21 protein-coding genes are annotated in these 24457 nt (G+C 66.7%); 12 read left to right on the forward strand and 9 right to left on the reverse strand.

The genetic code is table 11. The annotated features are described in order from the left end of the window. Positions 1-289: 289 nt before the first annotated feature. The 4 genes from infC to AC1MDG_RS07505 all read left to right on the forward strand — a co-directional run bounded on the left by infC (position 290) and on the right by AC1MDG_RS07505 (position 3184). Positions 290-1330 carry a translation initiation factor IF-3 gene (gene infC / locus AC1MDG_RS07490; RefSeq protein ID WP_479808409.1) on the forward strand — a complete coding sequence of 347 codons (1041 nt, stop codon included), beginning with the start codon at positions 290-292 and terminating at the stop codon, positions 1328-1330. 116 nt (positions 1331-1446) lie between these two features. Beyond that, the gene (rpmI, locus tag AC1MDG_RS07495) at positions 1447-1641 is read left to right on the forward strand and encodes a 50S ribosomal protein L35 (RefSeq protein ID WP_009358635.1); all 195 of its coding nucleotides are present in this window, start codon (positions 1447-1449) and stop codon (positions 1639-1641) included. A gap of 119 nt (positions 1642-1760) precedes the next feature. Next, positions 1761-2234, forward strand: a complete 474-nt coding sequence (rplT, locus tag AC1MDG_RS07500) for a 50S ribosomal protein L20 (RefSeq protein WP_043480189.1) — start codon at positions 1761-1763, stop codon at positions 2232-2234. A gap of 53 nt (positions 2235-2287) precedes the next feature. Beyond that, positions 2288-3184, forward strand: a complete 897-nt coding sequence (locus AC1MDG_RS07505) for a TrmH family RNA methyltransferase (RefSeq protein WP_479808410.1) — start codon at positions 2288-2290, stop codon at positions 3182-3184. A gap of 94 nt (positions 3185-3278) precedes the next feature. Here AC1MDG_RS07505 and AC1MDG_RS07510 read toward each other — a convergent pair whose 3' ends face one another. Continuing rightward, positions 3279-3545 carry a GlsB/YeaQ/YmgE family stress response membrane protein gene (locus tag AC1MDG_RS07510; RefSeq protein WP_043480193.1) on the reverse strand — a complete coding sequence of 89 codons (267 nt, stop codon included), beginning with the start codon at positions 3543-3545 and terminating at the stop codon, positions 3279-3281. Between the two features lie 232 nt (positions 3546-3777). Between AC1MDG_RS07510 and AC1MDG_RS07515 the strand changes: the two genes are divergently transcribed. Continuing rightward, positions 3778-4695 carry a cation diffusion facilitator family transporter gene (locus tag AC1MDG_RS07515; RefSeq protein WP_479808411.1) on the forward strand — a complete coding sequence of 306 codons (918 nt, stop codon included), beginning with the start codon at positions 3778-3780 and terminating at the stop codon, positions 4693-4695. 63 nt (positions 4696-4758) lie between these two features. Here AC1MDG_RS07515 and AC1MDG_RS07520 read toward each other — a convergent pair whose 3' ends face one another. Beyond that, the gene (locus AC1MDG_RS07520; protein ID WP_479808412.1) at positions 4759-5970 is read right to left on the reverse strand and encodes an MFS transporter; all 1212 of its coding nucleotides are present in this window, start codon (positions 5968-5970) and stop codon (positions 4759-4761) included. A gap of 177 nt (positions 5971-6147) precedes the next feature. On the opposite strand from AC1MDG_RS07520, the gene AC1MDG_RS07525 reads away from it, so the two are divergent. Further along, on the forward strand, positions 6148-6600 hold the full coding sequence (locus AC1MDG_RS07525) for a (deoxy)nucleoside triphosphate pyrophosphohydrolase (protein WP_479808413.1): 453 nt from the start codon (positions 6148-6150) through the stop codon (positions 6598-6600). Between the two features lie 7 nt (positions 6601-6607). Here AC1MDG_RS07525 and AC1MDG_RS07530 read toward each other — a convergent pair whose 3' ends face one another. Continuing rightward, positions 6608-7729, reverse strand: a complete 1122-nt coding sequence (locus tag AC1MDG_RS07530) for an Rv2578c family radical SAM protein (protein ID WP_479808414.1) — start codon at positions 7727-7729, stop codon at positions 6608-6610. 84 nt (positions 7730-7813) lie between these two features. Between AC1MDG_RS07530 and pcp the strand changes: the two genes are divergently transcribed. Next, positions 7814-8488, forward strand: coding sequence for a pyroglutamyl-peptidase I (gene pcp, locus AC1MDG_RS07535; protein ID WP_479808415.1), 675 nt, complete (start codon positions 7814-7816; stop codon positions 8486-8488). A gap of 4 nt (positions 8489-8492) precedes the next feature. Here the strand turns inward: pcp and AC1MDG_RS07540 are convergent, their stop codons facing one another. After that, complete coding sequence (locus AC1MDG_RS07540) at positions 8493-9128, reverse strand: SIMPL domain-containing protein (RefSeq protein ID WP_479808416.1); 636 nt, start codon at positions 9126-9128, stop codon at positions 8493-8495. 1 nt (position 9129) lies between these two features. Next, positions 9130-9618 (reverse strand): eCIS core domain-containing protein, encoded by a 489-nt coding sequence (locus AC1MDG_RS07545; RefSeq protein ID WP_479808417.1) that lies wholly within the window; start codon positions 9616-9618, stop codon positions 9130-9132. A 283-nt stretch (positions 9619-9901) separates the two neighbouring features. Here AC1MDG_RS07545 and pheS point away from each other — a divergent pair, with 283 nt between their 5' ends. The 3 genes from pheS to AC1MDG_RS07560 are packed head-to-tail and all read left to right on the forward strand — an operon-like array spanning position 9902 to position 14238. After that, positions 9902-10963: a phenylalanine--tRNA ligase subunit alpha gene (gene pheS / locus AC1MDG_RS07550; protein WP_479808418.1), complete on the forward strand. Its 1062-nt coding sequence runs from the start codon at positions 9902-9904 to the stop codon at positions 10961-10963. 2 nt (positions 10964-10965) lie between these two features. Continuing rightward, complete coding sequence (gene pheT, locus AC1MDG_RS07555; RefSeq protein ID WP_479808419.1) at positions 10966-13509, forward strand: phenylalanine--tRNA ligase subunit beta; 2544 nt, start codon at positions 10966-10968, stop codon at positions 13507-13509. A gap of 48 nt (positions 13510-13557) precedes the next feature. Next, positions 13558-14238, forward strand: coding sequence for a 4'-phosphopantetheinyl transferase family protein (locus tag AC1MDG_RS07560; RefSeq protein WP_479808420.1), 681 nt, complete (start codon positions 13558-13560; stop codon positions 14236-14238). A gap of 44 nt (positions 14239-14282) precedes the next feature. On the opposite strand, the gene AC1MDG_RS07565 is transcribed toward AC1MDG_RS07560, so the two are convergent. The 4 genes from AC1MDG_RS07565 to AC1MDG_RS07580 form a co-directional block, all read right to left on the reverse strand. Further along, the gene (locus AC1MDG_RS07565; protein ID WP_479808421.1) at positions 14283-15650 is read right to left on the reverse strand and encodes a M1 family metallopeptidase; all 1368 of its coding nucleotides are present in this window, start codon (positions 15648-15650) and stop codon (positions 14283-14285) included. Between the two features lie 51 nt (positions 15651-15701). Beyond that, positions 15702-19646: a Pls/PosA family non-ribosomal peptide synthetase gene (locus tag AC1MDG_RS07570; protein ID WP_479809044.1), complete on the reverse strand. Its 3945-nt coding sequence runs from the start codon at positions 19644-19646 to the stop codon at positions 15702-15704. 234 nt (positions 19647-19880) lie between these two features. Then, a complete protein-coding gene (locus AC1MDG_RS07575; RefSeq protein WP_479808422.1) occupies positions 19881-20846 on the reverse strand; it encodes a quinone oxidoreductase family protein in 966 nt (321 codons plus the stop codon). 133 nt (positions 20847-20979) lie between these two features. Next, positions 20980-22068 carry a fatty acid desaturase family protein gene (locus AC1MDG_RS07580; protein WP_479808423.1) on the reverse strand — a complete coding sequence of 363 codons (1089 nt, stop codon included), beginning with the start codon at positions 22066-22068 and terminating at the stop codon, positions 20980-20982. Between the two features lie 167 nt (positions 22069-22235). On the opposite strand from AC1MDG_RS07580, the gene argC reads away from it, so the two are divergent. Then, on the forward strand, positions 22236-23267 hold the full coding sequence (gene argC / locus AC1MDG_RS07585) for an N-acetyl-gamma-glutamyl-phosphate reductase (RefSeq protein ID WP_479808424.1): 1032 nt from the start codon (positions 22236-22238) through the stop codon (positions 23265-23267). Beyond that, positions 23264-24430: a bifunctional glutamate N-acetyltransferase/amino-acid acetyltransferase ArgJ gene (gene argJ / locus AC1MDG_RS07590; protein WP_479808425.1), complete on the forward strand. Its 1167-nt coding sequence runs from the start codon at positions 23264-23266 to the stop codon at positions 24428-24430. Before argC ends, argJ begins: the two co-directional genes overlap by 4 nt. The last annotated feature ends 27 nt before the right edge of the window (positions 24431-24457 follow it).

The following is a 24457-nucleotide window of genomic DNA, read 5'->3' on the forward strand; positions in this document are numbered from 1 at the left end:
TCGACTTCAGTTTGCAAGCGGAGTTCTCTCCCACCCGCGTCAGCCGTTTTCCCGGAAGTCATTTCCGCGGAAGCCAAGGTTGCCGGGTACTTGGTCGGGCGGTCCAGGCAGCGTCAGTTGCCAGGAACGTGTACAGCCTCTCCGGAGGCGGCGTACATCCGATCTTCGAGGCCTTCGATTGCTCCGGCAATTGGGGGCCTTCTCTATTTGCCGGTGGAATACTCATCTCAACCACAGGAGTTCTAACATTAGCGAGCCAAGAATCAATGAGCGTATCCGCGTCCCCGAGGTGCGGCTGGTCGGCCCTGCAGGTGAACAGGTAGGAATCGTCCGTATTGAGGACGCCCTGCGTTTGGCTGCCGAGTCCGACCTTGATCTCGTTGAAGTTGCACCGCAGGCCAAGCCTCCGGTGTGCAAGCTGATGGACTTCGGCAAGTACAAGTACGAAGCCGCTGTCAAGGCACGCGAGGCCCGGAAGAACCAGACCAACACGGTTCTCAAGGAAATCCGTTTCCGGCTGAAGATCGACACCCACGACTACGAGACCAAGCGCGGCCACGCCCTCCGCTTCCTCGGCGCCGGGGACAAGGTCAAGGCCATGATCCAGTTCCGCGGCCGCGAACAGCAGCGTCCGGAAATGGGCATCCGCCTGCTCCAGCGCTTCGCCGACGACGTCGCCGAAGTGGGCGTTGTCGAGTCCAGCCCCCGTATCGACGGCCGCAACATGGTCATGGTTGTGGGTCCGCTGAAGAACAAGGCTGAGGCCAAGGCCGAAGCTCGCCGTGCGACGCAGCGCGCTGAAGCCAAGGCGGAGAACGAAGCCAAGGCCAGCGGCCGTGTTGACGTCAGCCGCGACCAGCCCGCTATGACTCAGTCCCTTGCGGACCTGCTTCCTGAGGGTTTCGCGGTAAACACCGAAGAGGCAGCGCCCGAGGCCAGCACTGAGGCCGCTCCGGTCTCGGCCAGCGCCGAGGCACCTGCCGAAGCGGTTGCGGCACCGGAAGCCGAGGCCCCGGCCACGGAAGCTCCCAAGCAGGAAGCCCCGAAGCAGGAGGCCCCTGCCGAGGAAGCTCCCAAGGCGGCACCGGTCAAGGAAGCTCCGAAGCAGGCAGCGCCGAAACGCGAGGCCCCCAAGGCAGCGCCGCGTCCTGCGGTCAGCAAGCCTGCAGCGGCCAAGGCACCTGAGGCGCCCAGGCCTGCAGCGGCCGCCCCCGTGGCGCCGAAGCCGGCCGGAGTGCCCTCGCCGCCCAAGCCGGTAGCACGGCCCGCTGCGCCCAAGCCTGCAGCACGGCCGGCCGCTCCCAAGCCGGGCACCAAGAAGACCAACTAGTTCAAAGCTGCGCGCAGCATCGCCCGCGCGCAGCAAGCAACCAGCACGCCGCCCGCAGGGGTGGCTGCACGAAAGACTGCAGACATGTCTGCGGATACGTAAGGAGATCGGTTCCCATGCCGAAGATGAAGACCCACAGTGGTGCTAAGAAGCGCTTCAAGCTGACCGGCAGCGGCAAGCTGCGCCGCCAGCAGGCAAACCGCCGCCACTACCTCGAGCACAAGTCCTCCAGGCTGACCCGTCGCCTCGCCGGCGACAAGATCGTCTTCAAGGGCGACGCCAAGGTCATCCGGAAGATGCTCGGCATCTAAGTTCCAAGTTCTCTGACTGCTCGCCACCTGGCAGCGGTCAACTACCAAAAAGGCTTCTCAGGCCAGCCGGTTGTTCCGGCAGTAGTCGCTTGGGATAAGAATTCTGAAGGAGTACGCACGTGGCACGTGTGAAGAGGGCGGTCAACGCCCACAAGAAGCGCCGGGTTATCCTTGAACGCGCAAAGGGCTACCGTGGACAGCGTTCACGCCTGTACCGCAAGGCCAAAGAGCAGCTGCTGCACTCGTTTGTGTACAGCTACGGTGACCGCAAGAAGAAGAAGGGCGACTTCCGCCGCCTGTGGATCCAGCGCATCAACGCTGCATCCCGCGCCAACGGCCTGACCTACAACCGTCTGATCCAGGGCCTGAAGGCCGCTGAGGTCGAGGTTGACCGCCGTATGCTGGCCGAGCTGGCTGTTTCCGACGCCAACGCTTTCGCCGCCTTGGTGCAGGTTGCCAAGGACTCGCTGCCTGCTGACACTTCCGCGCCGGCCGTCTCGGCTGAAGCCGCCCCGAAGGCCAAGGCTGCCAAGAAGCCTGCCGCCAAGAAGGCCGCTGCGAAGAAGCCTGCCGCCGAAGAGGCCGCCAAGTAGCACCCGTTCTGGGTAGTTCAAGGACTGGTGGCAACAGCCACTAAAGTTCTTATATGAACGAAACCGGGCGCCCGCAAGATTTTCCACTCTCCAACCCCCGAGCTGATCGGGTGAGGGATGTGGCAAAGCTTGCCGGGCGCCCGGCCCGTTTAAAGCGCGGGCAGTTCCTGGCTGAGGGGCCGCAGGCAGTCCGGGAGGCCCTGGTGCTGCATCAGAAAAGAATTGCGGCGGGGGAACCCGGGGTGGTCCACGAAGTATTCGCCAGCGAAGCCTGCCTGGACCGGTACCCCGAATTCGAGGAGCTGGCCGACGGTGTCAACGCCCGGCTCGCCACGGACGAGGTGCTCGCCGCCATGGCGGACACCGTCAATCCCCAAGGCATCATCGCCGTCTGCGCCTTCGTGGACGTGGCCCTTGACGCGGTGCTCGACGCCGGGCCCCGTCTGATCGCCGTCCTGTGCCAGGTACGGGACCCCGGCAACGCGGGAACCGTCCTGCGGGCGGCCGACGCTGCCGGGGCCGACGCCGTCGTCCTAACAGCCTCCAGCGTGGATATCTACAACCCCAAGGCCGTCCGCTCCACCGCCGGCTCTTTGTTCCACCTCCCCGTGGTCCTCGGCACCGACCTGGAAGAGCTGGCCAGCGCCTGCCGCGAACACGGTATCGGCATCCTGGCCGCAGACGGATACGGCCAGCTGGACCTTGACCAGCTCCAGGACGAAAACGCCGCCCGGAGACTGGGCACTTCCGGCGCTGGCTCGGCCTATGATCTTGGGCAGCCCACCGCGTGGTTGTTCGGCAACGAGGCCCAGGGTTTGTCGGACGCCGAACTGTCGCTTGCCGATCACCGGGTGGCCGTTCCTGTCTACGGGGCCGCGGAAAGCCTGAACGTGGGCACAGCGGCCACGGTGTGCCTCTACGCAAGTGCGCGTTCGCAGAAGCGGGCCTGAACGCAAAAGGCGGGGGCTCACCTTCCGGTGGGCCCCCGCCGTCGTAATTTCCACCATCCGGCACCTTGAGTGCCTTAAGCAGTGGTGAGTGTCGTTATGTGGTCTTGCTCCTGCCGGTGATGAAGCCGTAGATTCCGGCGACAACCAGGCCGCCGACGATGGCGAGAAGCCAGGAACCGAGGTTCCAGAATTCCATTTTGCCGCCGCCGAACAACAGGTCGCCGATCCAGCCGCCGACGATGGCGCCGACAACACCAAGAACGAGGCTGGTGACCCAGCCGCCGCCGACCTTGCCAGGCATGATTGCCTTGACGATTGCTCCTACAATGAGTCCGAGAATGATCCAGCCAAGAAAGCCCATGTCTCCTCCTACATATTCGTCGGAACTCTCTACGGGTCCCGATTATGGATTCAAGCTAACACAGGTGTGATTGCTTGTCAGCAGGCTTAGTTTCAATGTTTTTGGTGTCGCCCGCAGTGGCCCGCTGTGCGTCGGGCAGCGGCAGGCGGGTACGGTATTCCTTGCGGGCATCAGCATTGCGCGGTGATCGCACCTGCAAATTTCCGGCAATCCGTGAAGAGGAGAAGCTCACTTGGCTGCAAATGGCGGTACCAAGGCGATCGTCGCGGCTCTGGCTGCAAACCTGACCATCGCTGTACTGAAGTTCGTCGCTTTCATCCTGACGCTGTCGTCGTCAATGCTGGCCGAGGCAATCCACTCCCTTGCCGATTCGGGCAACCAGATCCTCCTGCTGGTGGGCGGAAAGCGCGCCAAGCGTGCCGCGAGCCCCGAACACCCCTTTGGCTACGGACGTGAGCGCTACATCTACGCGTTCATCGTCTCGATCGTGCTCTTCAGCGTGGGCGGCCTGTTTGCGCTGTTCGAGGCATGGGGAAAGATTCAGCACCCCCACGCCATCGAGGGCGACTTCTGGTGGGTTCCGCTGGCCGTGCTGATCGGGGCTATCATCGCCGAATCCTTCTCGTTCCGGACAGCAATCGTCGAGTCAAACCACTCGCGTGGCAAGCAGAGCTGGGTGCGCTTTGTCCGTAACGCCAAGCAGCCTGAGCTCCCGGTCATCCTGCTGGAGGACCTGGGCGCGTTGGTGGGCCTGGTGTTTGCGCTGTTCGGCGTGAGCCTGACGCTCATTACCGGAAATGGCATCTGGGACGCCCTGGGAACCGCGATGATCGGCTTCCTGCTGGTGGCCATCGCCATCGTTCTTGCGATGGAGACCAAGTCGCTGCTGCTCGGCGAGTCCGCTACCAAGGCGGATGTCGTCAGGATCAGCGGCGCGCTTGAGGCCGACGGGTCCAAAATCATCCACCTGAAGACCCTCCACCTCGGACCGGAGGAACTGCTGGTAGCTGCCAAGATCAGCGTCGGCTCCGCTGCCACCGGTGCAGAGATTGCCAAGGCAATTGACGACGCCGAAAGCCGCATCCGCGAGGCCGTGCCCATTGCGCGGGTCATCTACTTGGAACCGGACGTGGAGCGCGCGCACGTCTGACCCGGACGGTGGGACCTACTCCACCTCCGGAAGGCCGCTGGTTTCCCCGCCTGCAGAGGCAGGCTAGGAAACCAGCGGCCTTTTGCGTTCCAGCAGACCGCTGATGACCGCCACCCCGAGGCCCAGGATTGCCAGCACTGCGCCGACAAGGGCGGGCGCGACGTATCCCCAGCCCCAGGCGATCACCAGGCCGCCGAGGAAGGCGCCGAGGGCGTTCGCCACATTCAGGGCCGCGTGGTTGAGCGAGGACGCCAGGGACGGGGCATCGGGGGAGGCGTCCAGCAGGCGCGTTTGCAGGGCGGGCACCAGCAACGAGCCGGCACCGCCCACCACAAACACCATGACGAAAGCGGACCACGGCCAGTGGACGGCCACCGCGTAGACGACCAGCGCGACGGCGATGCCCGGCAGGACCCAGTAGATGGTGCCCATGACCGATTTGTCCGCAATGCGGCCGCCCACGATGTTTCCGGCCACCATGCCCAGCCCGTAGAGGGCCACCACCAAGGGGAGGAACGCCGGGGGAATGCCCGCCACGGAAGTCATGGTGTGCGCAATGTACGTGTAGGTGGCAAAGAATCCGCCGAAGCCTACTATTCCGATCAGGATGGCTAGCCAGACCTGCAGCCGTTTCAGGGCGCCAAGTTCGCGGCGGATGCTGGCGTCCGGATGCGCTTCCTGGAACGGGACGAACTTCCCGAGCATGGCGAGCGTCACCAGCCCGATCACGCCGACGAGCACGAAGAGCAGGCGCCACCCGAACGCCTGGCCCAGCCACGTGGCGAACGGAACCCCGATCACGTTCGAGATGGTCAGTCCGGCCATCACCATGGAAATCGCCCAGCCCCGCTTGGTCGGAGCGACCAGCGAAGCGGCAATGACGGCTGCAACGCCGAAGAAGGCTCCGTGAGGCAAACCTGCCGCGAACCGGGACACCAGCATGGTGCCGTAATCCGGAGCAATGAAGGACGTGAGGTTGGCCAGGCTGAAAAACAGCATGAGGCCCAGGGCGAGGTGCTTGCGGGGGAGCTTGGCGCCTACGGCTGCCAGGAGTGGTGCGCCGATGACAACGCCGAGCGCGTAGGCCGAGATGAGGTGGCCGGCTTCCGGGGTGCCGATGTTCAGCCCCTGTTCCACCTCCTTGAGCAGTCCCATCATGGTGAATTCGGTGACACCGATACCGAATCCACCCATCGCGAGGGACACGATGGCCAAGGCGAGGTGGCTGGTTCCGGCCTTCGGCTTGGCAGTGCTGAGGGTGGGCGTGGAGGTCATGGGCCTGCTTCTTGAAAGTTCTGGTTCATCGGAGGTTTGGTCAGCGCGCAGCATAAAGTCTGATTACTTCAACGTAGGGGGAGGGGGCCGTATTCCGGAACGGTCGCTTGTCCGGAGTGCCGTTCCGGGGGCGCCGGCGGAACCAGCCACCCCTATTGTCCCCCATAGACTGGTGCGGTGACTGGACTAATCAATGTTGTTGGCGGAGCTGTGGTGGATTCGCTGAGCTCCCCTGCCCGGCTCCTGGTGGCCAGGAGGACTGCGCCGCCCCAGTTTGCCGGCATGTGGGAATTCCCGGGCGGGAAGGTGGAACCCCGCGAGTCGGCGGAGGACGCGCTGCACCGGGAACTCCGTGAGGAGTTGGGAATCGGGGTGCGGCTCGGCGCTGAACTGCCGGCCGAAACCGCAGCCGGCTGGCCCCTCAATGCCAAGGCCTCGATGCGCGTGTGGTTTGCCGAGATCGCAGACGGCGAACCCCGCCCTTTGGAAGATCACGATGAGCTGCGCTGGATTGCACTCGCCGGAAGTGATGAAGCTCTCGCCCTGCCGTGGATACCCGCAGATTTCCCGGTTGTACGGGCCTTGCTGGCAGCGGTTGGCGGTCCAGGTCCGCTTTCGCCGGAATCGTAACGGACGGTCAGAACAGCGTGGGCTGAGCAGGCTCCGCACTCGGGCTGGTTCCCGGGCCTGTTCTTGCTGCGGGGATGCTGCCGGCGGGGTACTGCGCTTCCTCTTCCCTCGGGTCGCCGGCCAGGTCACGGTGGCTGAACCCGTGCGAACCGTAAAAGCCGTGCCTGGACTTGAAGTAGCGGATCCGTCCCGCGAGCCACTCGCGGTACTCCTTGGATGCATAGGAGCCGGTGCCGTACAGCCGGCGGTAGCGGCCCGCCAGTTCGGGGTGACGGGCAGCGATCCATTGCATAAACCACTCACGCGTGCCCGGCTTAAGGTACAGGGCGCCGGCCGTGACGCCCGTGGCGCCTGCTGCAGCCAGCGAGCCAAACAACGAGTCCAGCGCGTCGTCGCTGTCGGACAGCCACGGCAGGATGGGCATGGCCATCACGCCGCACGGCAGGCCGGCGTCCCGAAGCCTCGAGACGAGCTTGAGCCGCGCCCTGGGGCCCGGAGTGCCCGGCTCGACGGCCTCGGACAATTGTTCGTCGGTCATGGCCAGCGAGATTCCGATCCCCACGGGTACCTGCGTGGCGGCGTGCTTGAGCAGCGGAATATCCCGGGCCAGCAGTGTTCCCTTGGTGAGGATGGACAGGGGCGTCCCTGAGTCGGCGAGGGCACGGATGATGCCGGGCATCAGTTGATACCGGCCCTCGGCCCGCTGATACGGATCCGTGTTGGTTCCCAGTGCTACATGGTGATGGCCCCACGAAGGCTTGGCCAGTTCCTTCCGCAGGACCTCGGCGGCGTTGATCTTGACCACCACCTGGCTGTCAAAATCCAGGCCGGCATCAAAGTCCAGGTACGTGTGGCTTTTACGGGCGAAACAGTACACGCAGGCGTGGCTGCAGCCGCGATAGGGATTGACGGTCCATTCGAACGGCATGCGCGAACCGGCGGCCACTTTGTTGAGCACTGATTTGGCTGTGACCTCATGGAAAGTGACCCCCGCAAATTCGGGGGTTGATACGGAACGCACCAGACCTGCCAGGGGCAGCAAGGCCTCGGCGGCCGGGGCGGAGGCCGGTGCGTTGCCGGCGGGGGTGTCCGCCGGCGCCGGCCGGAGTGCTTGTGCGTCCCATCTCATGGCTACCATTCGAAGGTATGTTCTAATGAATGTCAAGGGCCCGGAAGCCACTGTCGGTGCGTGGGCGGTTGCTAGGCTGGGGCAATGATCCTCCTCACCGGGTTCGAACCCTTTGGCGGCGAAGCCATCAACCCGTCCTGGACCGCTGCGGAAGCAGCCTCTGGAATCCTGCAGGCTGAGGGCCATGCCGTCGCCGCGGTGGAACTGCCGTGCGTGTTCGGACAATCCATCACAGTGTTGGAGGATGCATTGCAGCGTTACCGCCCGGAGCTGGTGGTCTGCGTCGGCCAGGCCGGCGGCCGGCCGCGGATCTCCCTGGAACGCGTCGCGATCAACTGCGACGACGCCCGCATCCCGGACAACGCCGGAAACCGTCCCGTGGACGAGGCAGTGGTTCCCGACGGGCCGGCAGCCTACTTCAGTTCACTGCCTGTGAAGGCAGGCCTTGAGGCCCTGCGTGCCGCGGGAATACCGGCCGAGGTTTCACAAAGTGCCGGCACCTACGTCTGCAACCACGTCTTCTACGCACTCATGCACACACTCAACAGTGGCCGCGCAAGCGGTGGTTCCCTCAGCAACGGTTCGCCCGCAACCCGCGGCGGATTCATCCATGTCCCGTATGAGACGCAGCAGGTGCCCCGGGGCAGCGGCACCCCGTCGCTGCCTGCCGCCGTGATGGCGGAGGCGCTCGCCGTCGTCGTCCGGACCGCGCTGGCGACCACCGCGGACATCAAGCTGCCCGCGGGCAGCGTCCACTAGCTCGTCACCGGAGCTCCCAGACGACGTCCACCGTGGCGGAGACGCCGGACTGCCCGGCTTCGATCCCTACGGAGTCCGTGGCCATGGCACGCTGCATTTTCGCAACCGGAATCGGCCCCGACGGTCCGGGCCGCTGGGTGACGGATACCACCGGGCCGAGCTCGGCGCCCGCCAGCGAGGCGAACTGCCCGGCCGTGGCCAGGGCATCCTGCCAGGCGGCCTCCCGCGCCTGCGACGTCACGGCCGCCGGATCGGCGAATCCGAGCTCCAGCCCGTTCAGCCGGACGTCGTTGCCGCCGGCGGCCACCGCCCCCGCGATAACCTCGGAGGAACCGGCAACGTCCCGCAGCCGGACGGCCAGGATGCCTGATGCGATGTATCCCGCGACAGTCTGGCCCTGCCCCTCCTTCCACACTACGTCGGCACGGACGTTCAAGCCCGAGGTGCTGATGTCCGGGTCGGATACACCGTGCTCCCGCAGTACCGCCGATATCCCCGCCGCGGCCCTCCCCGCTGCCGCATAGGCGGCACCGACGTCCTCCCGGCGGCATTCCACCCCTATGGAAACTGTCAGCAGGTCCGGTACCGCTTCGGCAGTGCCGGACCCGGTGACCGTGACGGTCCTGGTGATTTCGGTCATGTCATGCCTCAATTCCATTGTTTGCAGCGCTGCCCGTGCGGCGACTGTCCGTTCCGCGGCGACCCGTTCCGAGGTGGCGTCTATCAACGTAGCCGCCGGCCTCCAATCCCGCCATACGTTCAAAAATGTTGGCGGAGCCCGGGTTTCCCGTCCGCAGCAGCGACCACCCGGCAGCGATGAAGTACAGCGGAAGGAACGGCAGGCCCAGGCACCACGCATACTGGCTGCTGTGCCGTTCCTCATGGCCCAGCAGCTCCGGGCTGGAGAGTGCCTCAGGCGCGTTGGCCCGGAAAAGCACCACGTTCCCCACGGTGAACGCCCGGGCGAAGGGGAGCCGCCAGCGGTAGTCCGTGGCGATCAGCAGGCCGCGGGGTCCGGTGCACACGGAGGTGCGGGCGCACTTCGCCAGCAGCAGGCCTAGAAGCGTCGTTCCATTCAGCAGGTTGGCGGTCTGCCGCAGCCGCTGTCCTGGGGTCATGGGGCCGGTCATGAGGCCATGGTAGCGGGAGCCGCTCATGACCGCCCCAGCCCTGCTGCTCGGGCCTGCAGACTGTCACGTTGGGCCCTGTGGCGCTCTCAGCCGGGTGCCGTCAACTAGACTGGGGGAGAGTGCCCGCCGGACGAATTTCGGCGAGCCCTGCCCTTTGTCACTTCACGCGGTCCCTGAACAGGGCCGGGCGGAAAGACAAGCCAGTGACGGACACGCTGCCGGTGGACCCGAATGCAGCTGGACAGCTCGCTGGCGAGACCCGACTCGTAGCTAAGAACAGTAGATGACTGAAACTTTGCCGGGCGCTGCCATCCCGAACCCTCTGGATGAAGCCGCCATTACTGCCGCCGTAGACCACGCCGTTGCCGCCATTGCCGCTGCCTCCACCCTTGACGAGCTCAAGGCCGTGAGGCTGGCACACACCGGCGAGAAGTCGCCGCTGAGCCTCGCCAACCGCGAAATCGGCGGACTGGCGAAGGACCAGAAGGCCGCTGCCGGAAAGCTCATGGGCGCCTCCCGCGGACGCGTCAACAAGGCGCTCGCGGACCGTACCGCCGAGCTCGAAGCTGAAAACGACGCACGGATCCTCGTCGAGGAGACCGTGGATGTCACGGCAGCTCCGCGGCGCCGCCGCGCCGGTGCGCGCCACCCGCTCTCCACCCTGCAGGACCGTGTGGCGGACATCTTCGTGGGCATGGGCTGGGAAATTGCCGAGGGACCTGAGGTTGAATCCGAGTGGTTCAACTTCGACGCCCTGAACTTCAAGCCGGACCACCCGGCCCGGGAAATGCAGGACACCTTCTTCGTGGAGCCCCCCGAAGCCCACCTGCTGATGCGCACGCACACCTCCCCGGTGCAGGTCCGCTCCATGCTGGAACGCGACGTGCCCATCTACGTGCTCTGCCCGGGCAAGGTGTTCCGCACCGACGAACTCGATGCCACGCACACCCCGGTGTTCCACCAGTTCGAGGGCCTGGCCATCGACAAGAAGCTCAGCATGGCGGACCTCCGCGGCACGCTGGAGCACTTCGCCCGGCAGATGTTCGGCGACGAAGCCCAGATCCGCCTGCGCCCCAACTACTTCCCGTTCACCGAGCCGTCCGCGGAGCTGGACATCTGGCACCCGGGCGCCAAGGGCGGTCCGCGCTGGATCGAGTGGGGCGGCTGCGGCATGGTCAACCCCAACGTCCTCCGCGCCGCCGGCATCGATCCGGACGTCTATTCAGGTTTTGCCTTCGGCATGGGCATCGAGCGCACCCTTATGTTCCGCAACGAGGTGGGCGACATGCGCGACATGATCGAAGGCGATGTACGTTTCAGCGAGCACTTCGGGATGGAGATCTAACAGTGCGTATCCCACTTTCCTGGCTGCGTGAATTCGCGCAGGTACCGGCCGGAGCAACGGCCGAAGACGTCATGGCAGAACTGGTCAAGGTCGGTTTTGAAGAAGAAGCAGTCCACCGCCCCACGGACGCACTCCGCGGTCCCGTGGTGGTGGGCCAGGTACTGAGCCTGGTCAAGGAACCGCAGACCAACGGCAAGACCATCAACTGGTGCCAGGTCCGTGTGGTCCCCGAGGGCCAGGAACAGACCCTCACCGGTGAGGGCATCGACCCGTCCGGCGTCCAGGGCATCATCTGCGGCGCCCACAATTTCGTGGAAGGTGACAAGGTCGTCGTCACCCTTCCCGGTGCCGTGCTGCCCGGCGACTTCCACATTTCCGCCCGGAAGACCTACGGCCACCTGTCCGCCGGCATGATCGCCTCGGTCCGTGAACTGGGCATCGGCGAGGACCACGACGGCATCCTGGTGCTCTCCCGGATCGGGCTGGATCCCGAAATCGGCACCGACGCCATGGAACTGCTGGGCCTCTACGACCAGGCCGCCGAAATCAACGTCACCCCGGACCGCGGCTACGCGTTCTCCATCCGCGGCGTTGCCCGCGAATACGCCCACGCCACCGGGACAGCCTTCACGGACCCGGCGTCGAAGGTGCAGGCACCGGCCGAACTTGCTGGCGGCTACGGCGTCAAGCTCAACGACGACGCTCCCATCTACGGCAAGCCGGGATGCGACCGTTTCGTGGCCCGTACCGTCCGCGGCGTTGACGCCACCAGGCCGACGCCGCCGTGGATGGTCTCGCGCCTGCGGCTGGCCGGCATCCGCTCCATCTCGCTGCCGGTGGACATCTCGAACTACGTGATGCTGGAACTCGGCCAGCCCACGCACTGCTATGACCTGGATAAGCTGTCCGGCGACATTGTGGTCCGGCGCGCCGTGGCGGGGGAGAAGATCACCACCCTGGACGACAAGGAGCGGAAGCTCGACGTCGAGGACCTCCTCATCACCGACGGTTCCGGCGCGATCGGCATAGCCGGTGTCATGGGCGGCGCCGCCACTGAGGTCAGCGATTCGACGTCGAACGTCCTGGTTGAAGCAGCGCACTTCGACGAGGTGTCGATCGCCCGGTCACGGCGCCGGCACAAGTTGCCCTCCGAAGCGTCCAAGCGCTTCGAACGCGGCGTGGACTGGCAGGTTGCCGGCATCGCCGCGCAGCGGGTGGTTGACCTCCTGGTGGAGCTGGCCGGCGGTACGGCCGATGAGGCCGGGACCGACGTCGGCACGGCACCTGACGCCGTAAGCATCGAGTTGCCGGCGGCATTCGCCGCGGCCCGGATCGGCATCGACTTCACCGAGGAACAGATCGTCACGTCGCTTGAGGACCTCGGCGCTGCCGTGGTGAAGAACGACGCCGGCTGGACCGTCACTGCCCCGAGTTGGCGGAACGACCTGGAAACCAAGGAAGACCTTTCCGAGGAAATCGCCCGGCTGGTGGGCTACGACCAGATCCCGGCGACGCTCCCCGTAGCGCCTCCCGGCCGCGGGCTGACCCGCGTCCAGCAGCAGCGCCGCCGCCTGGTCCAAGCCCTGGCCGACGCGGGGCTCACCGAGGTCCTGGCCTACCCGTTTGTTTCGAAGGCGTCCAACGACACCTTCGGCGTGGCTGAGCAGGGGGTGGAGCGCAAGGCCGTCAAGCTGGCAAACCCGATCAGCGAGGAACAGGGCTACCTGCGGACGTCCATCCTGCCCGGACTGATCGAGGTGGCCAAGCGCAACCACTCGCGCGGCTTCCGCGACCTGGCGGTCTTCGAAGCGGGACTGGTCTTCCTGCCGGGGGACACGGTGGGTACCGCCTCGATTCCGCCGCTCGGCGTCAAGCCCGCGGACGAGGTGCTGGATGCCCTGTACGACGGCGTTCCGGACCAGCCGCTGCACGTCGCCGCGGTCCTGACGGGCCACGATTCGCCTGCTGCCGCGTCGCACACTCCGCGTGCCTGGGACTGGGCCGACGCGCTGGATATCGCCCGGCTCGCCGGTGATGTCCTCGGTGTCGAGATCGTCGTCAGCCAGGGCCACCACCAGGCCTACCACCCGGGACGGACCGCTCAACTGTCGCTGCGCTCCGGCGAAGTGATCGGCTACGCCGGTGAACTGCACCCCAAACTGCTGGCCGCTCATGACATGCCGGCACGCTCCGTGGCGCTTGAGCTCAACGCTGATGCACTCTTCGAAGCCGCCGCGGACGTCATCGTGGCCAAGCACATTTCCGGCTTCCCGGTGGCCACCCAGGACGTTGCCCTGGTGGTTCCCCAGGACATCCCTGCTGACGAGGTCCTGGCCGCCCTCCGCGAAGGAGCCGGCGAACTGCTGGAGGACGTGGCGCTGTTTGACGTGTACGCAGGAAAGGGCATCGACGACGGCAAGAAATCGCTGGCCTTCGGCCTCCGCTTCCGTGCCGCCGACCGGACGCTGACGGCCGATGAAGCCTCTGCCGCACGCGAAAGCGCCGTGGCTGTGGCTGCCGAACGGTTCGGAGCCGTTCAGCGCTAAGCCGTTCAGCGCCGGTTCCTTCGGCGCCTGCACGTGGAAGGGCGGGCCATGGCATCACAACTTGTTGTGCGTGCCTGCCCGCCCTTTGGCATGTCCGGGCCGGATGCCGCCGAGGCGGTCGCAGGGCTGGAACGCAGGGCCGGTGAACTCCTGGACCGCCCTGAACTCGAGCGTGCCCGTGCCATGGTGCCCCGGGCACGCGCGGATTTCCTCGCCGCCCGGATTTTCCAACGGCTGTTGGCCGCGGAGCTGCTCGGGGTGAGCGCTCAGGACCTCTCCGCCAGGTACAGCTGTACGCAATGCGGCGCCGGGCCGGGCGTTTCCCACGGGCGGCCGGGTTACACCCTGGACGGAGTTCCGGTGCCCCTGCTGCTGAGCCTGTCCCGGGCTGCCGGCTGGACCCTGCTGGCGGCTGTGACGGCGCCCGCTGCGGGGCAGCGGCTGGGCGTCGACACCGAGGATCCGCAGCGGTTGGAGTTTGAGGGCTTCGACACGGTGGCGCTGACCCCGGCTGAGCGACGGGCCGTGGAGCCGTTGCACGGGACTGCCCTGCTGCGTGGGCGTGCCCGGCTGTGGGCGCGGAAGGAGGCCTTCCTGAAGATGACAGGGGAGGGCCTCAGACGGGCGCCTGAGGCGCTTGACGTTCTTGACCGGCCCGGCATCCGGGACCTGGTCTCCGCCGAATCGGGGCTGCCGGACGATCTGGTTGCCGCCGTCGCCCTCGGCTGAAGCGCCGGCACCGTGAAACGCCCGCCGGGATGAAGCGCAGGCTGCTACCGGACGGGCAGGGCCGGCAGCGCCTCCTCGAACAGCCAGGGGTGGAGCAGGGATTCCGAATCGATTCCGGCTACGCGGTCCGCGGTCTGGATGAACCCGGCAGTGGAGACCGATCCGTGGCGGTTGCTGGCCGCCCAGTCGTGCAGCAGCGCAAAAAAGGCGAGGTCGCCGCACCGGATCCGCAGCGCATGCAGTGCGAGGGCGCCGCGCTTGTATACCCGGTCATCGAACATCAGCTCCGGCCCGGGGTCACCGACCATGAGATCCTGGCGTTCGCCGTCGAGCTTCCGCCAGGCGGCCGCAGCGCGGTCCGCAACGCTCATGACCCCGGCCGCCTCGGACCAGATCCACTCCGCGTAGCACGCGAAGCCTTCGTGCAGCCAGATGTCGCTCCACGCCGCAACCGTCAGGGAATTGCCGAACCACTGGTGGGAGAGTTCGTGGGCGATCAGCCGCTGCGACTCCCACCCCGTCGTCAGGTGGTTGGGGCCAAGGATGGCGAGCGTCTGGGCTTCCAAGGGAATTTCGAGCTCGTCCTCCGCCACCACCACGGTGTACTCCTGGAAGGGATAGGGGCCGAAGCTGTTGACGAAGGCCCGCATCATCTCCGGCTGTCGGGCCAGGCCGCGGCGTGCAGCATCCGCCAGGGCGGCAGGCGCTGCGACATGCTGGGCCACGCTGCCGGGAACCGCGGTGGTGTCGAGGGTCAGCACGTCATAGCGGCCGATCTGGACCGTGGCGAGGTACGTCGCCATCGGTTCGGCCTGCTCGTACGTCCAGGTCTCACGGCTGGAGCCTGTCTTTCGGGAGACCAGCAGGCCGTTGCAGACGGCCCGGTAGTTGGCGTCCGTGGTGACGGCGATCCGGTAGCTGGCCTTGTGGTGGGGGTGGTCGTTGCAGGGGAACCAGGAGGCGGCGCCGTTGGGCTGGCCCGCCACCAGCACGCCGTCGGTAAGTTCCTCCCAGCCCACCTCGCCCCAGAGGCCGCGGCGGGGAGCAGGATTTCCTTCATACCGGATGTCCAGCGTGAAGCGGTCGCCCGGCAGCAGGGCTGCGTCGGGGAAAACCACCAGCTGCTCCGCCCGCTGGCTGAACCTGCGCACCCGCTTGCCGTTCAGGGACACCTTGACGGCGCGCAGTCCCGCGAGATCCAGGACAACGGCCGACGTCGGCCGCTCCGCTTCCGCATGCAGGACTGCCCGGCCGCTCAGCTTGTTGCTGGCCAGTTTGTAGTCCAGGTCCAGTTCGTACCGTGTGACCCGGTAGGCGTTCGTGCCGTGCCCGGGGACGTAGGGATCCGGCGAGCCTGACGTCTCGTCCGGCCGGCGCGTGCCGCCAGGGCTGGATGGTGCTGCAAAACTCATAAACTGGCCTTCATCTCGCGGAAGTGGACGCCGGGGTTGACCGTGCTGGAGCTACTTGAGCCGCGGAGCCGGCACTGCCGGTCCGGCCCACGGGCTCACCGGATTGCCCATCCAGTACGTCGCGGCGGGAACGGTTTCCCCGCGCATGACCAAGGATGCCGGACCCACCGTCCCACCCTTCGCGATGCGTGCCCGCGGGAGGATGACGCCGTGTGGTCCCATGGTGGCTCCATCTTCGAGCGTAACAGTGTCAATGCTCATGATCCGGTCGTGGAAAAGGTGGGTCTGGACCACGCAGCCCCGGTTGACCGTCGAGCTTTCGCCCAGCGTCACAAGGTCCGCTTCCGGCAGCCAGTAACTCTCGCACCAGGTGCCGCGACCGATCTTCGCACCCAGCCCGCGCAGCCACCACACCAGGGCCGGAGTGCCTGACGCTGAACGCGCGAACCACGGTGCGCTCACCATTTCGATGAAAGTATCCACTACCTCGTTCCGCCAGATGAAGGAACTCCACAAGGCGTGCTCGCCGGGTTTGATCCTTCCCACCAGCAGCCATTTGGCCGCCACGGCGCTGGCGGCGGCTGCGGCACCTGCGCCGAGGATCACGATGCCGCCCAGGAGCGCTGCGATGCCGTAGCCCCACGCGGAGGCGAGCCAGTCGAAGGCGAGCATGACGCCGGCGGCCAGGCCGACGGTGAGCACTACCGGAATGAACCGGCAAAGCTCCCACAGGGCGCGCGCCACCTTCAGCCGCCGCGGCGGCTGGAAGGTCAGGGTGTTGTCCGTGGCGATGGCAGTACGCCGCAGCCGGACCGGAGGACTGCCCAGCCAGGAGGTGCCCGCTTTGGCCTTGGCCGGGGTGGCCGAGAGGACGGCCACCAGCGAGTTCTTGGGCACGCTTCGTCCCGCCCCCGTCATTCCGGAGTTACCGAGGAAGGAGCGTTTGCCGATCTTGGCGGGGGCAATCCTCATCCAGCCGCCGCCCAGTTCATAGGAGGCCACCATGGTGTCGTCCGCGAGGAAGGCGCCTTCGCCGACGGTTGTCATTTTGGGCAGCAGGAGGACGGTGGAGGCCTCCACGTTCTTGCCCACCTTGGCTCCCAGCAGGCGGAGCCAGACCGGCGTGAACAGGCTGGCGTAGATCGGAAACAGGACATCCCGGGCCAGGTCGAGGACACGTTCCGTGGCCCAGACCTGCCAGCCGATCCGGCTCCGCACCCTGAAATACCCTTCCTTGAGTCCGACGCCCAGCAACCGGGTGGTGGCAAGGATCAGCAGGAGGTTGGTGACGAACCAGGTGAGCGCCGCCAGGGGCAGCGAGGCAAGGACCTGGGGCGCGGCGGCAGATAGGGACTCGCTGCCGCGGATGAACATGAACACCACGAACGCCGCGGCGGCGGCGGAAAGGTAGGGGATGGTGGCCAGCACCGCTGATGCTGCAGCAAAGGCCGCGAACCAGAGCCGCCCGATCAGCGGGTGCGCCGGGGGCGGCATGTCCGGCCACGCCTGCTTGGCCTTGCCGATCCGCTCGGCGGGGGAACCTGAGACCAGCTGCCCGGCCTTGACCTTTCCGAGGACCGCCGACCCCGGCTCCACCTGGGCGCCGGCTCCGATACTCGTGCCGGGCATGAGCGTGCTGCGTGCCCCCACCGTTGCGCCGGCCCCGACATGCACCCGGCCGATGTGGACGGAGTCGCCGTCGATCCACCAGCCGGAGAGGTCCACTTCCGGCTCGATGTTGCAGCCGCGCCCCAGGGACAGCATTCCCGTAACCGGCGGCAGTGAATGCAGCTGGACGTCATTGCCGATCTTTGACCCGAGCGCCTTCGCATAGTAGGGAACCCAGGGAGCACTTGCCAGGCTGATGGCGCCCGACAGGTCCTGGATCTGTTCCGCCAGCCACAGCCGCAGGTGCACCTTGCCCGACCGGGGGTACGTCCCGGGAACCACGCTGCGGAGGAGCGTCCGGGCTGCCAGGACCGAAAGGGCCATCCGTCCGGCCGGGCTCACGAAGACCAGCCATGACGCAGCCACCCACCACCAGGAGACAACCGGAGCAGCCGTAAAGCCGGCAAGGGATGCCAGCAGGTTGTTGGCAACCATCACGTAGGTCAGCCAGCGCATGCCCACCAGAATGTGCAGGGGGACGCCCATCAGTGTCTGGAAAACCTGCGATTTCCGTGCCGTGGGCCGGACCTCCCGCTCAGGCGCCGGCCCGGCAATTCCCTCGGGCAGGGATTGCCGGGCGGCGTCGATGAGCGCCCCGACCCGGGGAGTGGCGTAAATGTCGGCCACCGTAATCGTGGGATAGCGGACCCGCAATGCCGATACCAACTGGGCAGCAGCAAGTGATCCGCCGCCGTGCGCGAAGAAGTCCGCATCCAGGCTCGACGCCGGTGTACCCAGCACGCTGCCCCACTGCTCCACGATCCAGCGCGCGTCGTCGGGAAGGTTCAGCGGGGCCTTGTCCGCATCAGCGGCTCCCGCTCCGGCCAACGGCCACGGCAGGGAGTGCCGGTCCACTTTTCCGCTGGTCTTGGTGGGCAGCGATTCCACCACGGCCAGGAGCGGGATGAGCGGTGCCGGGAGGCTGTGTCCCAGTAGTTCGCGGGCCGCGGCGAGATCGAGTTCCGCGGTGCCGGCAGCGGCGAGGTAACCGACGAGGATCTGGTTCCCCGCCGCCGTCGTGCGCACCGCTGCCGCCGCTCCGGCGACATCCGGCAGGGCCTGCAGTGCGGCGTCAATCTCGCCGAGTTCAATCCGCCGGCCCCCCAGCTTCACCTGCTCGTCGGCGCGTCCCATAAAGATGAGGCCCGCCGCCTCGTAGCGGACCAGGTCTCCGGACCGGTAGGCCCGGTTCCAGCCGAGGGACGGCATGGGCGCGTACTTTTCCGCATCCTTGGCGGGGTCGAGGTACCGGGCCAGCCCCACGCCGCCGATGATGAGCTCGCCCACCTCTCCTTCCCCCACCGGAACGCCGTTGGCATCCACCACGGCAAGGTCCCAGCCGTCCAGCGGCAGGCCGATCCGCAGGGGGCCCGGCACGCCCAGCGGCGCCGCGCAGGCAACCACGGTGGCTTCCGTGGGGCCGTAGGTGTTCCAGACTTCCCGGCCGTCGACGGCGAGGCGCTCCGCGAGCTCCGGGGGGCAGGCTTCGCCGCCGAAAATAAGCAGCCTCACGTTCTCCAGCGCTTCGCCCGGCCACAGCGCAGCAAGGGTGGGCACCGTCGAAACCACCGTAATCCCGTGGCTGATCAGCCACGGGCCGAGGTCCATGCCCGTCCGGACCAGGGACCGCGGGGCAGGAACAAGGCAGGCTCCGTAGCGCCAGGCCAGCCACATTTCCTCACAGGACGCGTCAAAAGCCACGGAGAGTCCGCCCAATACCCGGTCCTGGGGGCCGATCGGTTCGTCCTGCAGGAAAAGCCGGGCCTCGGCATCCACGAATGCCGCTGACGAGCGGTGCTGGACGGCCACACCTTTGGGCGTGCCCGTGGAGCCTGAGGTGAAGATCACCCAGGAGTCGTCGTCGGGCTCCGGCATCCGGGGGTGCGGGAACGGCCGGGGACGCTTGCTGTCCGTGACGATCCGGCCGTCGGCCCGGAGGATGGCGGCGACGCGGGCTTCGCTGAATACCAGCTTGGCGCGCTCGTCGGGGTCATCGGCGTCCACCGGCACGTAGGCCGCGCCGATCAGCATGATGGCCAGGATCGAAACGTAGAGCCGGTTGGTGCCGGACGGGATGCGGACGCCGATCTTGTCGCCGGCACCGAGGCCCGCCAGGTGAAGCTCCCGTGCCGTGGCCCGGACGTCGGCCATCAGCTGCGCGTAGCTCAGGCGCCGGTGGCCGTCGTCCAGGGCCGAAGCCTCGGGAAAGTTCCGGGCCGTGTCTTCGAGGATGTCGATCAGCGTGCGCTCCGGAGGCGCAGCGGCGGCGCCCGGCAGTTGCGGCGGATGCACGTTCCGCACGGCCGGAAGTGCCGCGCGTCCTGCCAGGGCGCCGGTCTCCGGCACGGGGGAGGATCCGGGCGCAAGCGGTTGTTCAGTCACGGGGTGATTCTTTCCGCTGAAGATGAACAGAAGGTGTCGCAGTTCGCCGGACGTTCGCCAAGGGTTCGCGTCCCGTTTACGGGCCCGTGTTAGCGGCCGCTATGACCTGGGCGCGTGTTACCGGGCCCTATGACCTGGGCCCCAGGACCTGGGCCCGTGGGCCTGGGCCCGTGCGCCGGATCAGGGAACCAGGATGATCTTGCCGGTGGTGCGGCGCTGTTCAAGGTCGTCGTGCGCCTGCGCTGCGTGAGCCAGGTCGTAGCGCCCGCCGATCCGGACCTTGAGGTTCCCGTCTGCGGCCGCCGCGAAAATCTCGTCGGAGCGCCAGCGGCGTTCCTGGGCGTTGCGGAGGAAGTGGTTTATGGTCGGCCGGGTCAGGTACAGGGAGCCGCCGGCATTCAGGCGCTGCGGATCGAACGGGGGAACCGGGCCGGATGCGGCGCCGAACAGAACCAGCGTGCCGCGGACACGCAGGGCGGAGAGGGAGCCGTCGAAAGTGTCCTTGCCGACGCCGTCGTATACGGCATCCGCGCCGGTTCCGTCGGTCAGTTCCCGGACTTTGGTGGAGAAACCGTCATAGGGGATGACGTGGTCGGCGCCGGCCTCGCGGGCCAGCTTCGCCTTGTCGTCGGTGGAGACAGTGGTGATGACGCGGGCGCCCTTGGCCTTGAGCAGCTGGATCGCCAGCAGCCCCACGCCGCCGGCCCCGGCGTGAAGCAGGATGGTGTGGCCCGGCTCCACGCGGAAAGAGGAATTGATGAGGTAGTGGGCAGTGATGCCCTGGAGGGGGAGGGCCGCCGCCGTGAAATCGTCCACGCCGCGGGGGACAGGCAGCGCCTTGTCCTCGTCCACCAGGATGTAGCCCGCGTAGCAGTTAGTGCCTTCGGCCGTAGCTACGCGGTCGCCCGCGGAGAAGACCGTGACGCCTTCGCCGATTTCCTCAACGGTGCCGGATGCCTCTGAACCCGGGGTAAACGGATACGCGACTTTGTACGTGCCGCTGCGCTTGTAGGTGTCGATGAAGTTCACGCCGGTGGCAGAGACTTTCACCAGCAGTTGGCCGCGTCCAGGTACCGGACGCTCCACTTCCGCGAGCTGCAGGACCTCGGGCCCGCCCGCCTGGCGGGCAACAATTGCGTGCATCATCTGTCTCCTTCCCTGGGCTGGGATTTCCAGGCCCGGATACAGGAACCATCCTAGGGACACCACCGCCAACGACGAAGTGACGGCCGGTAACCGGCCGTCACTTCGCAGCGAACGGGAATTTGGGGCCGTGTGCCTAGTAGCGGCGGGTAACGGTGGCCATGGGGCACTCGAAGTGGCGCCCGGCGGAGAGGCCCACGTCATTGAGGTAACGGACGATGATCCCGTAGGACTGCAGCAGCGTGGTCTCCGTGTAGGGGACCTGGTGTTTGGCGCAGAACTCCCGGACGATGACGGCGGCCTTGTCCAGCTGGGGGCGGGCCATGTCCGGGAAGAGGTGGTGCTCGGCCTGGCGGTTGAGGCCGCCGAGCAAAATGTCCATGAAGCGGCCGCCGGAAATATTCCGGGAGGTCAGGACCTGGCGGCTGAAGAAGTCAACGCGGCTGTCCGCCGGCAGGACCGGCATGCCCTTGTGGTTCGGGGCGAACGAAGCGCCCATGTAGAAACCGAAGACGGCGAGCTGGACGCCGATGAACGCCAGCGCCATGCCCCACGGCAGGAAAGTGAAGGCGAGGACCGGCAGCAGGCTCAGTCGTGCCACGAGGATGGGCATTTCGACCCAGCGGTGCGTGACCTTGGCGCGCCGGAAGATGAACTTGACCGAATCGATCTGCAGGCCGAGCCCCACCAGGAACAGGAGCGGGAAGAAGAACCAGCCCTGCTTGCGCGTGAGGAAGGAGAACCGTCCCTGCCGGTCGGCAACCGCTTCGGTGTGGAAAGCGATGGGCCCCGGTGCGATGTCGGGGTCCTTGGAAATGACGTTCGGGTGGTTGTGGTGCGCGCCGTGTTTCTGCTCCCACCAGGAATAGCTCATGCCGGCCACCGAGGTGGCGAGCAGCCTTGCGGCCCAGTCGTTGGCGCGGCGCGAGGCGAAGATCTGGCGGTGCCCGGCCTCGTGGGCCAGGAAGCTCAGCTGGGTACAGATGATGCCCAGGGCGGCTGCGATGAGGAGCTGGAACCAGCTGTCACCGATGAGCGCGAAACCGAACCAGGTGGCGGTCATCAGGAGCACCAGGACGGAGAAGACCGTGATGTAGAAACCGACGCGGCGTTCCAGCAGGCCGGCGGCCTTGACGCTCTTGAGGAGCTCGGAATAGCTCAGGACAACGGCGTTCGGTTGCCGGACACGCGACTGCGGGCGCTCCGAAGTGGTTGTGGGGGTCATGGACTCGGGGCCTCGTAACTGTTACGGGCAACGCTGCAGCCGACATTCGGACCGCACGGTCAGGATCACCCTTGTTCAAGCATACGCTGGGCGGCCTAACCCGGGCAGGCATGAGTGTATGCATAAATATCGGATTCTATGCATAGTCTTGCTGTATAGTCGTTTCCATGACTATTTCTGTTGCCGTTTCCGGTGCCAGCGGTTACGCCGGCGGCGAGGTGCTTCGCCTGCTGGCCGGACACCCCGACGTCACCATCGGCGCCATCACAGCACACAGCAACGCCGGTTCCAGACTAGGCGAATTGCAGCCGCATCTCCATGGTCTGGCCAGCCGCATCCTTGAGGACACCACCGTGGAGAACCTCTCGGGCCACGACGTGGTGTTCCTGGCGCTTCCGCACGGAGCCTCCGCTGAAATCGCGGCGCAGCTTCCCGAAGGAACGGTAGTGATCGACGCCGGCGCGGACCACCGCTTGGAAGATGCCGCCGCCTGGGAAAAGTTTTACGGCTCCCCGCACGCCGGAACGTGGCCGTACGGACTCCCCGAACTGCCGGGGCAGCGGGAAAAGCTGAAAGGAGCCACACGGATCGCCGTACCGGGTTGCTACCCGACGTCGGCCCTGCTGGCCCTGACTCCCGGGTTCGCCGGCAGCCTCCTCCAGCCCGACGACGTCGTGATCGTTTCGGCCTCGGGCACCTCGGGTGCCGGGAAAGCCGCGAAGGTGAACCTGATCGGCTCTGAAGTCATCGGCTCGATGAGCCCCTACGGCGTGGGCGGCGGCCACCGGCACACGCCCGAGATCGAGCAGGGGCTGGGCAACGCCGCAGGCGAGCCCGTCACAGTGTCCTTCACTCCCACCCTCGCTCCGATGAGCCGGGGCATCCTCACCACGGCAACCGCCCGCGTGAAGCCGGGCGTGACGGCAGCAGAGCTGCGAAGCGCCTGGGAAGAGGCGTACGACGACGAGCCGTTCGTGCACCTGCTTCCCGAGGGTCAGTGGCCCGCCACCAAATCCGTGCAGGGCTCCAACCACGCCGTGATGCAGCTGGCGTTCGACGCGCACACCGGCCGCGTCGTTGTCACCTGCGCCATCGACAACCTGACCAAGGGGACGGCCGGCGGCGCCGTGCAGTCCATGAATATCGCCCTTGGCCTGGCGGAAACCGCCGGCCTCAACCTGCAGGGAGTTGCCCCGTGAGCGTCACCGCCTCCAAAGGATTCCGCGCCGCCGGCGTCAAAGCCGGCCTGAAGGCGTCCGGGAAACCCGATCTTGCCCTGGTGGTCAACGACGGCCCGTCGAAAGCGGCGGCCGCGGTGTTCACCTCGAACCGCGTTGCCGCGGCGCCCGTCCACTGGTCGCGCGAAGTGGTGAAGGACGGCCGTGTCGACGCCGTGATCCTCAACTCCGGCGGCGCCAACGCCTGCACCGGCCCGCAGGGTTTCCAGAACACCCACACCACCGCAGAAAAGACTGCGGAAGCCCTGGGCGTCTCGGCCACCGACATCTTTGTTTGCTCCACCGGCTTGATCGGCGAGCAGCTGCCCATGGACAAAGTCATCCCGGGGATCAGCGCTGCCACGGCGGCCCTCAGCGCCGACGGCGGCCCGGCTGCGGCCACGGCGATCATGACCACCGATTCCGTGTCCAAGGAAGCCGTGTTCACCGGCAAGGACGCCGAAGGCAACGAATACACCATCGGCGGCATGGCCAAGGGCGCAGGCATGCTTGCTCCCGGGCTGGCCACCATGCTGGTGGTCATCACCACCGACGCGGACGTCCAGCCGGAAATGCTCGACGTCGTGCTCCGCGACGCCACCCGGGTCACTTTTGACCGGGCGGACTCGGACGGCTGCATGTCCACCAACGACACCGTGGTGCTGCTGGCATCGGGCGCATCCGGCGTCGTGCCCTCCGCAACGGAATTCGGGGCGGGACTGACGCAGGTCTGCGCCGAACTGGCCCGCAAGCTGATCGGCGACGCCGAGGGCGCCAGCCATGACATCGCCATCCGCACCTTCAATGCCGCCAGCGAGAAGGACGCCGAGATCGTCAGCAGGGCAGTGGCCCGTTCCAACCTGTTCAAGGCGGCCATCTTTGGCAAGGACCCGAACTGGGGCCGGGTACTTTCCGCCGTCGGCACCACCGACGCCGTGTTCGAGCCGGACCAGCTGAACGTTTCCATGAACGGCGTGCAGATCTGCCGCAACGGAAGCATCGGCGAGGACCGCAGTCTGGTGGACCTGGAGCCGCGCGAGGTCCACGTCGGGATCGACCTGCAGGCCGGCGAAGCCGAAGCCACGATCTGGACCAACGACCTCACGCACGACTACGTCCACGAAAACAGCGCCTACTCAAGCTAGGTGGCGCACCCACCTTCCGGGGAGACA

Source organism: Arthrobacter sp. AIWTK1 (assembly GCF_056680535.1).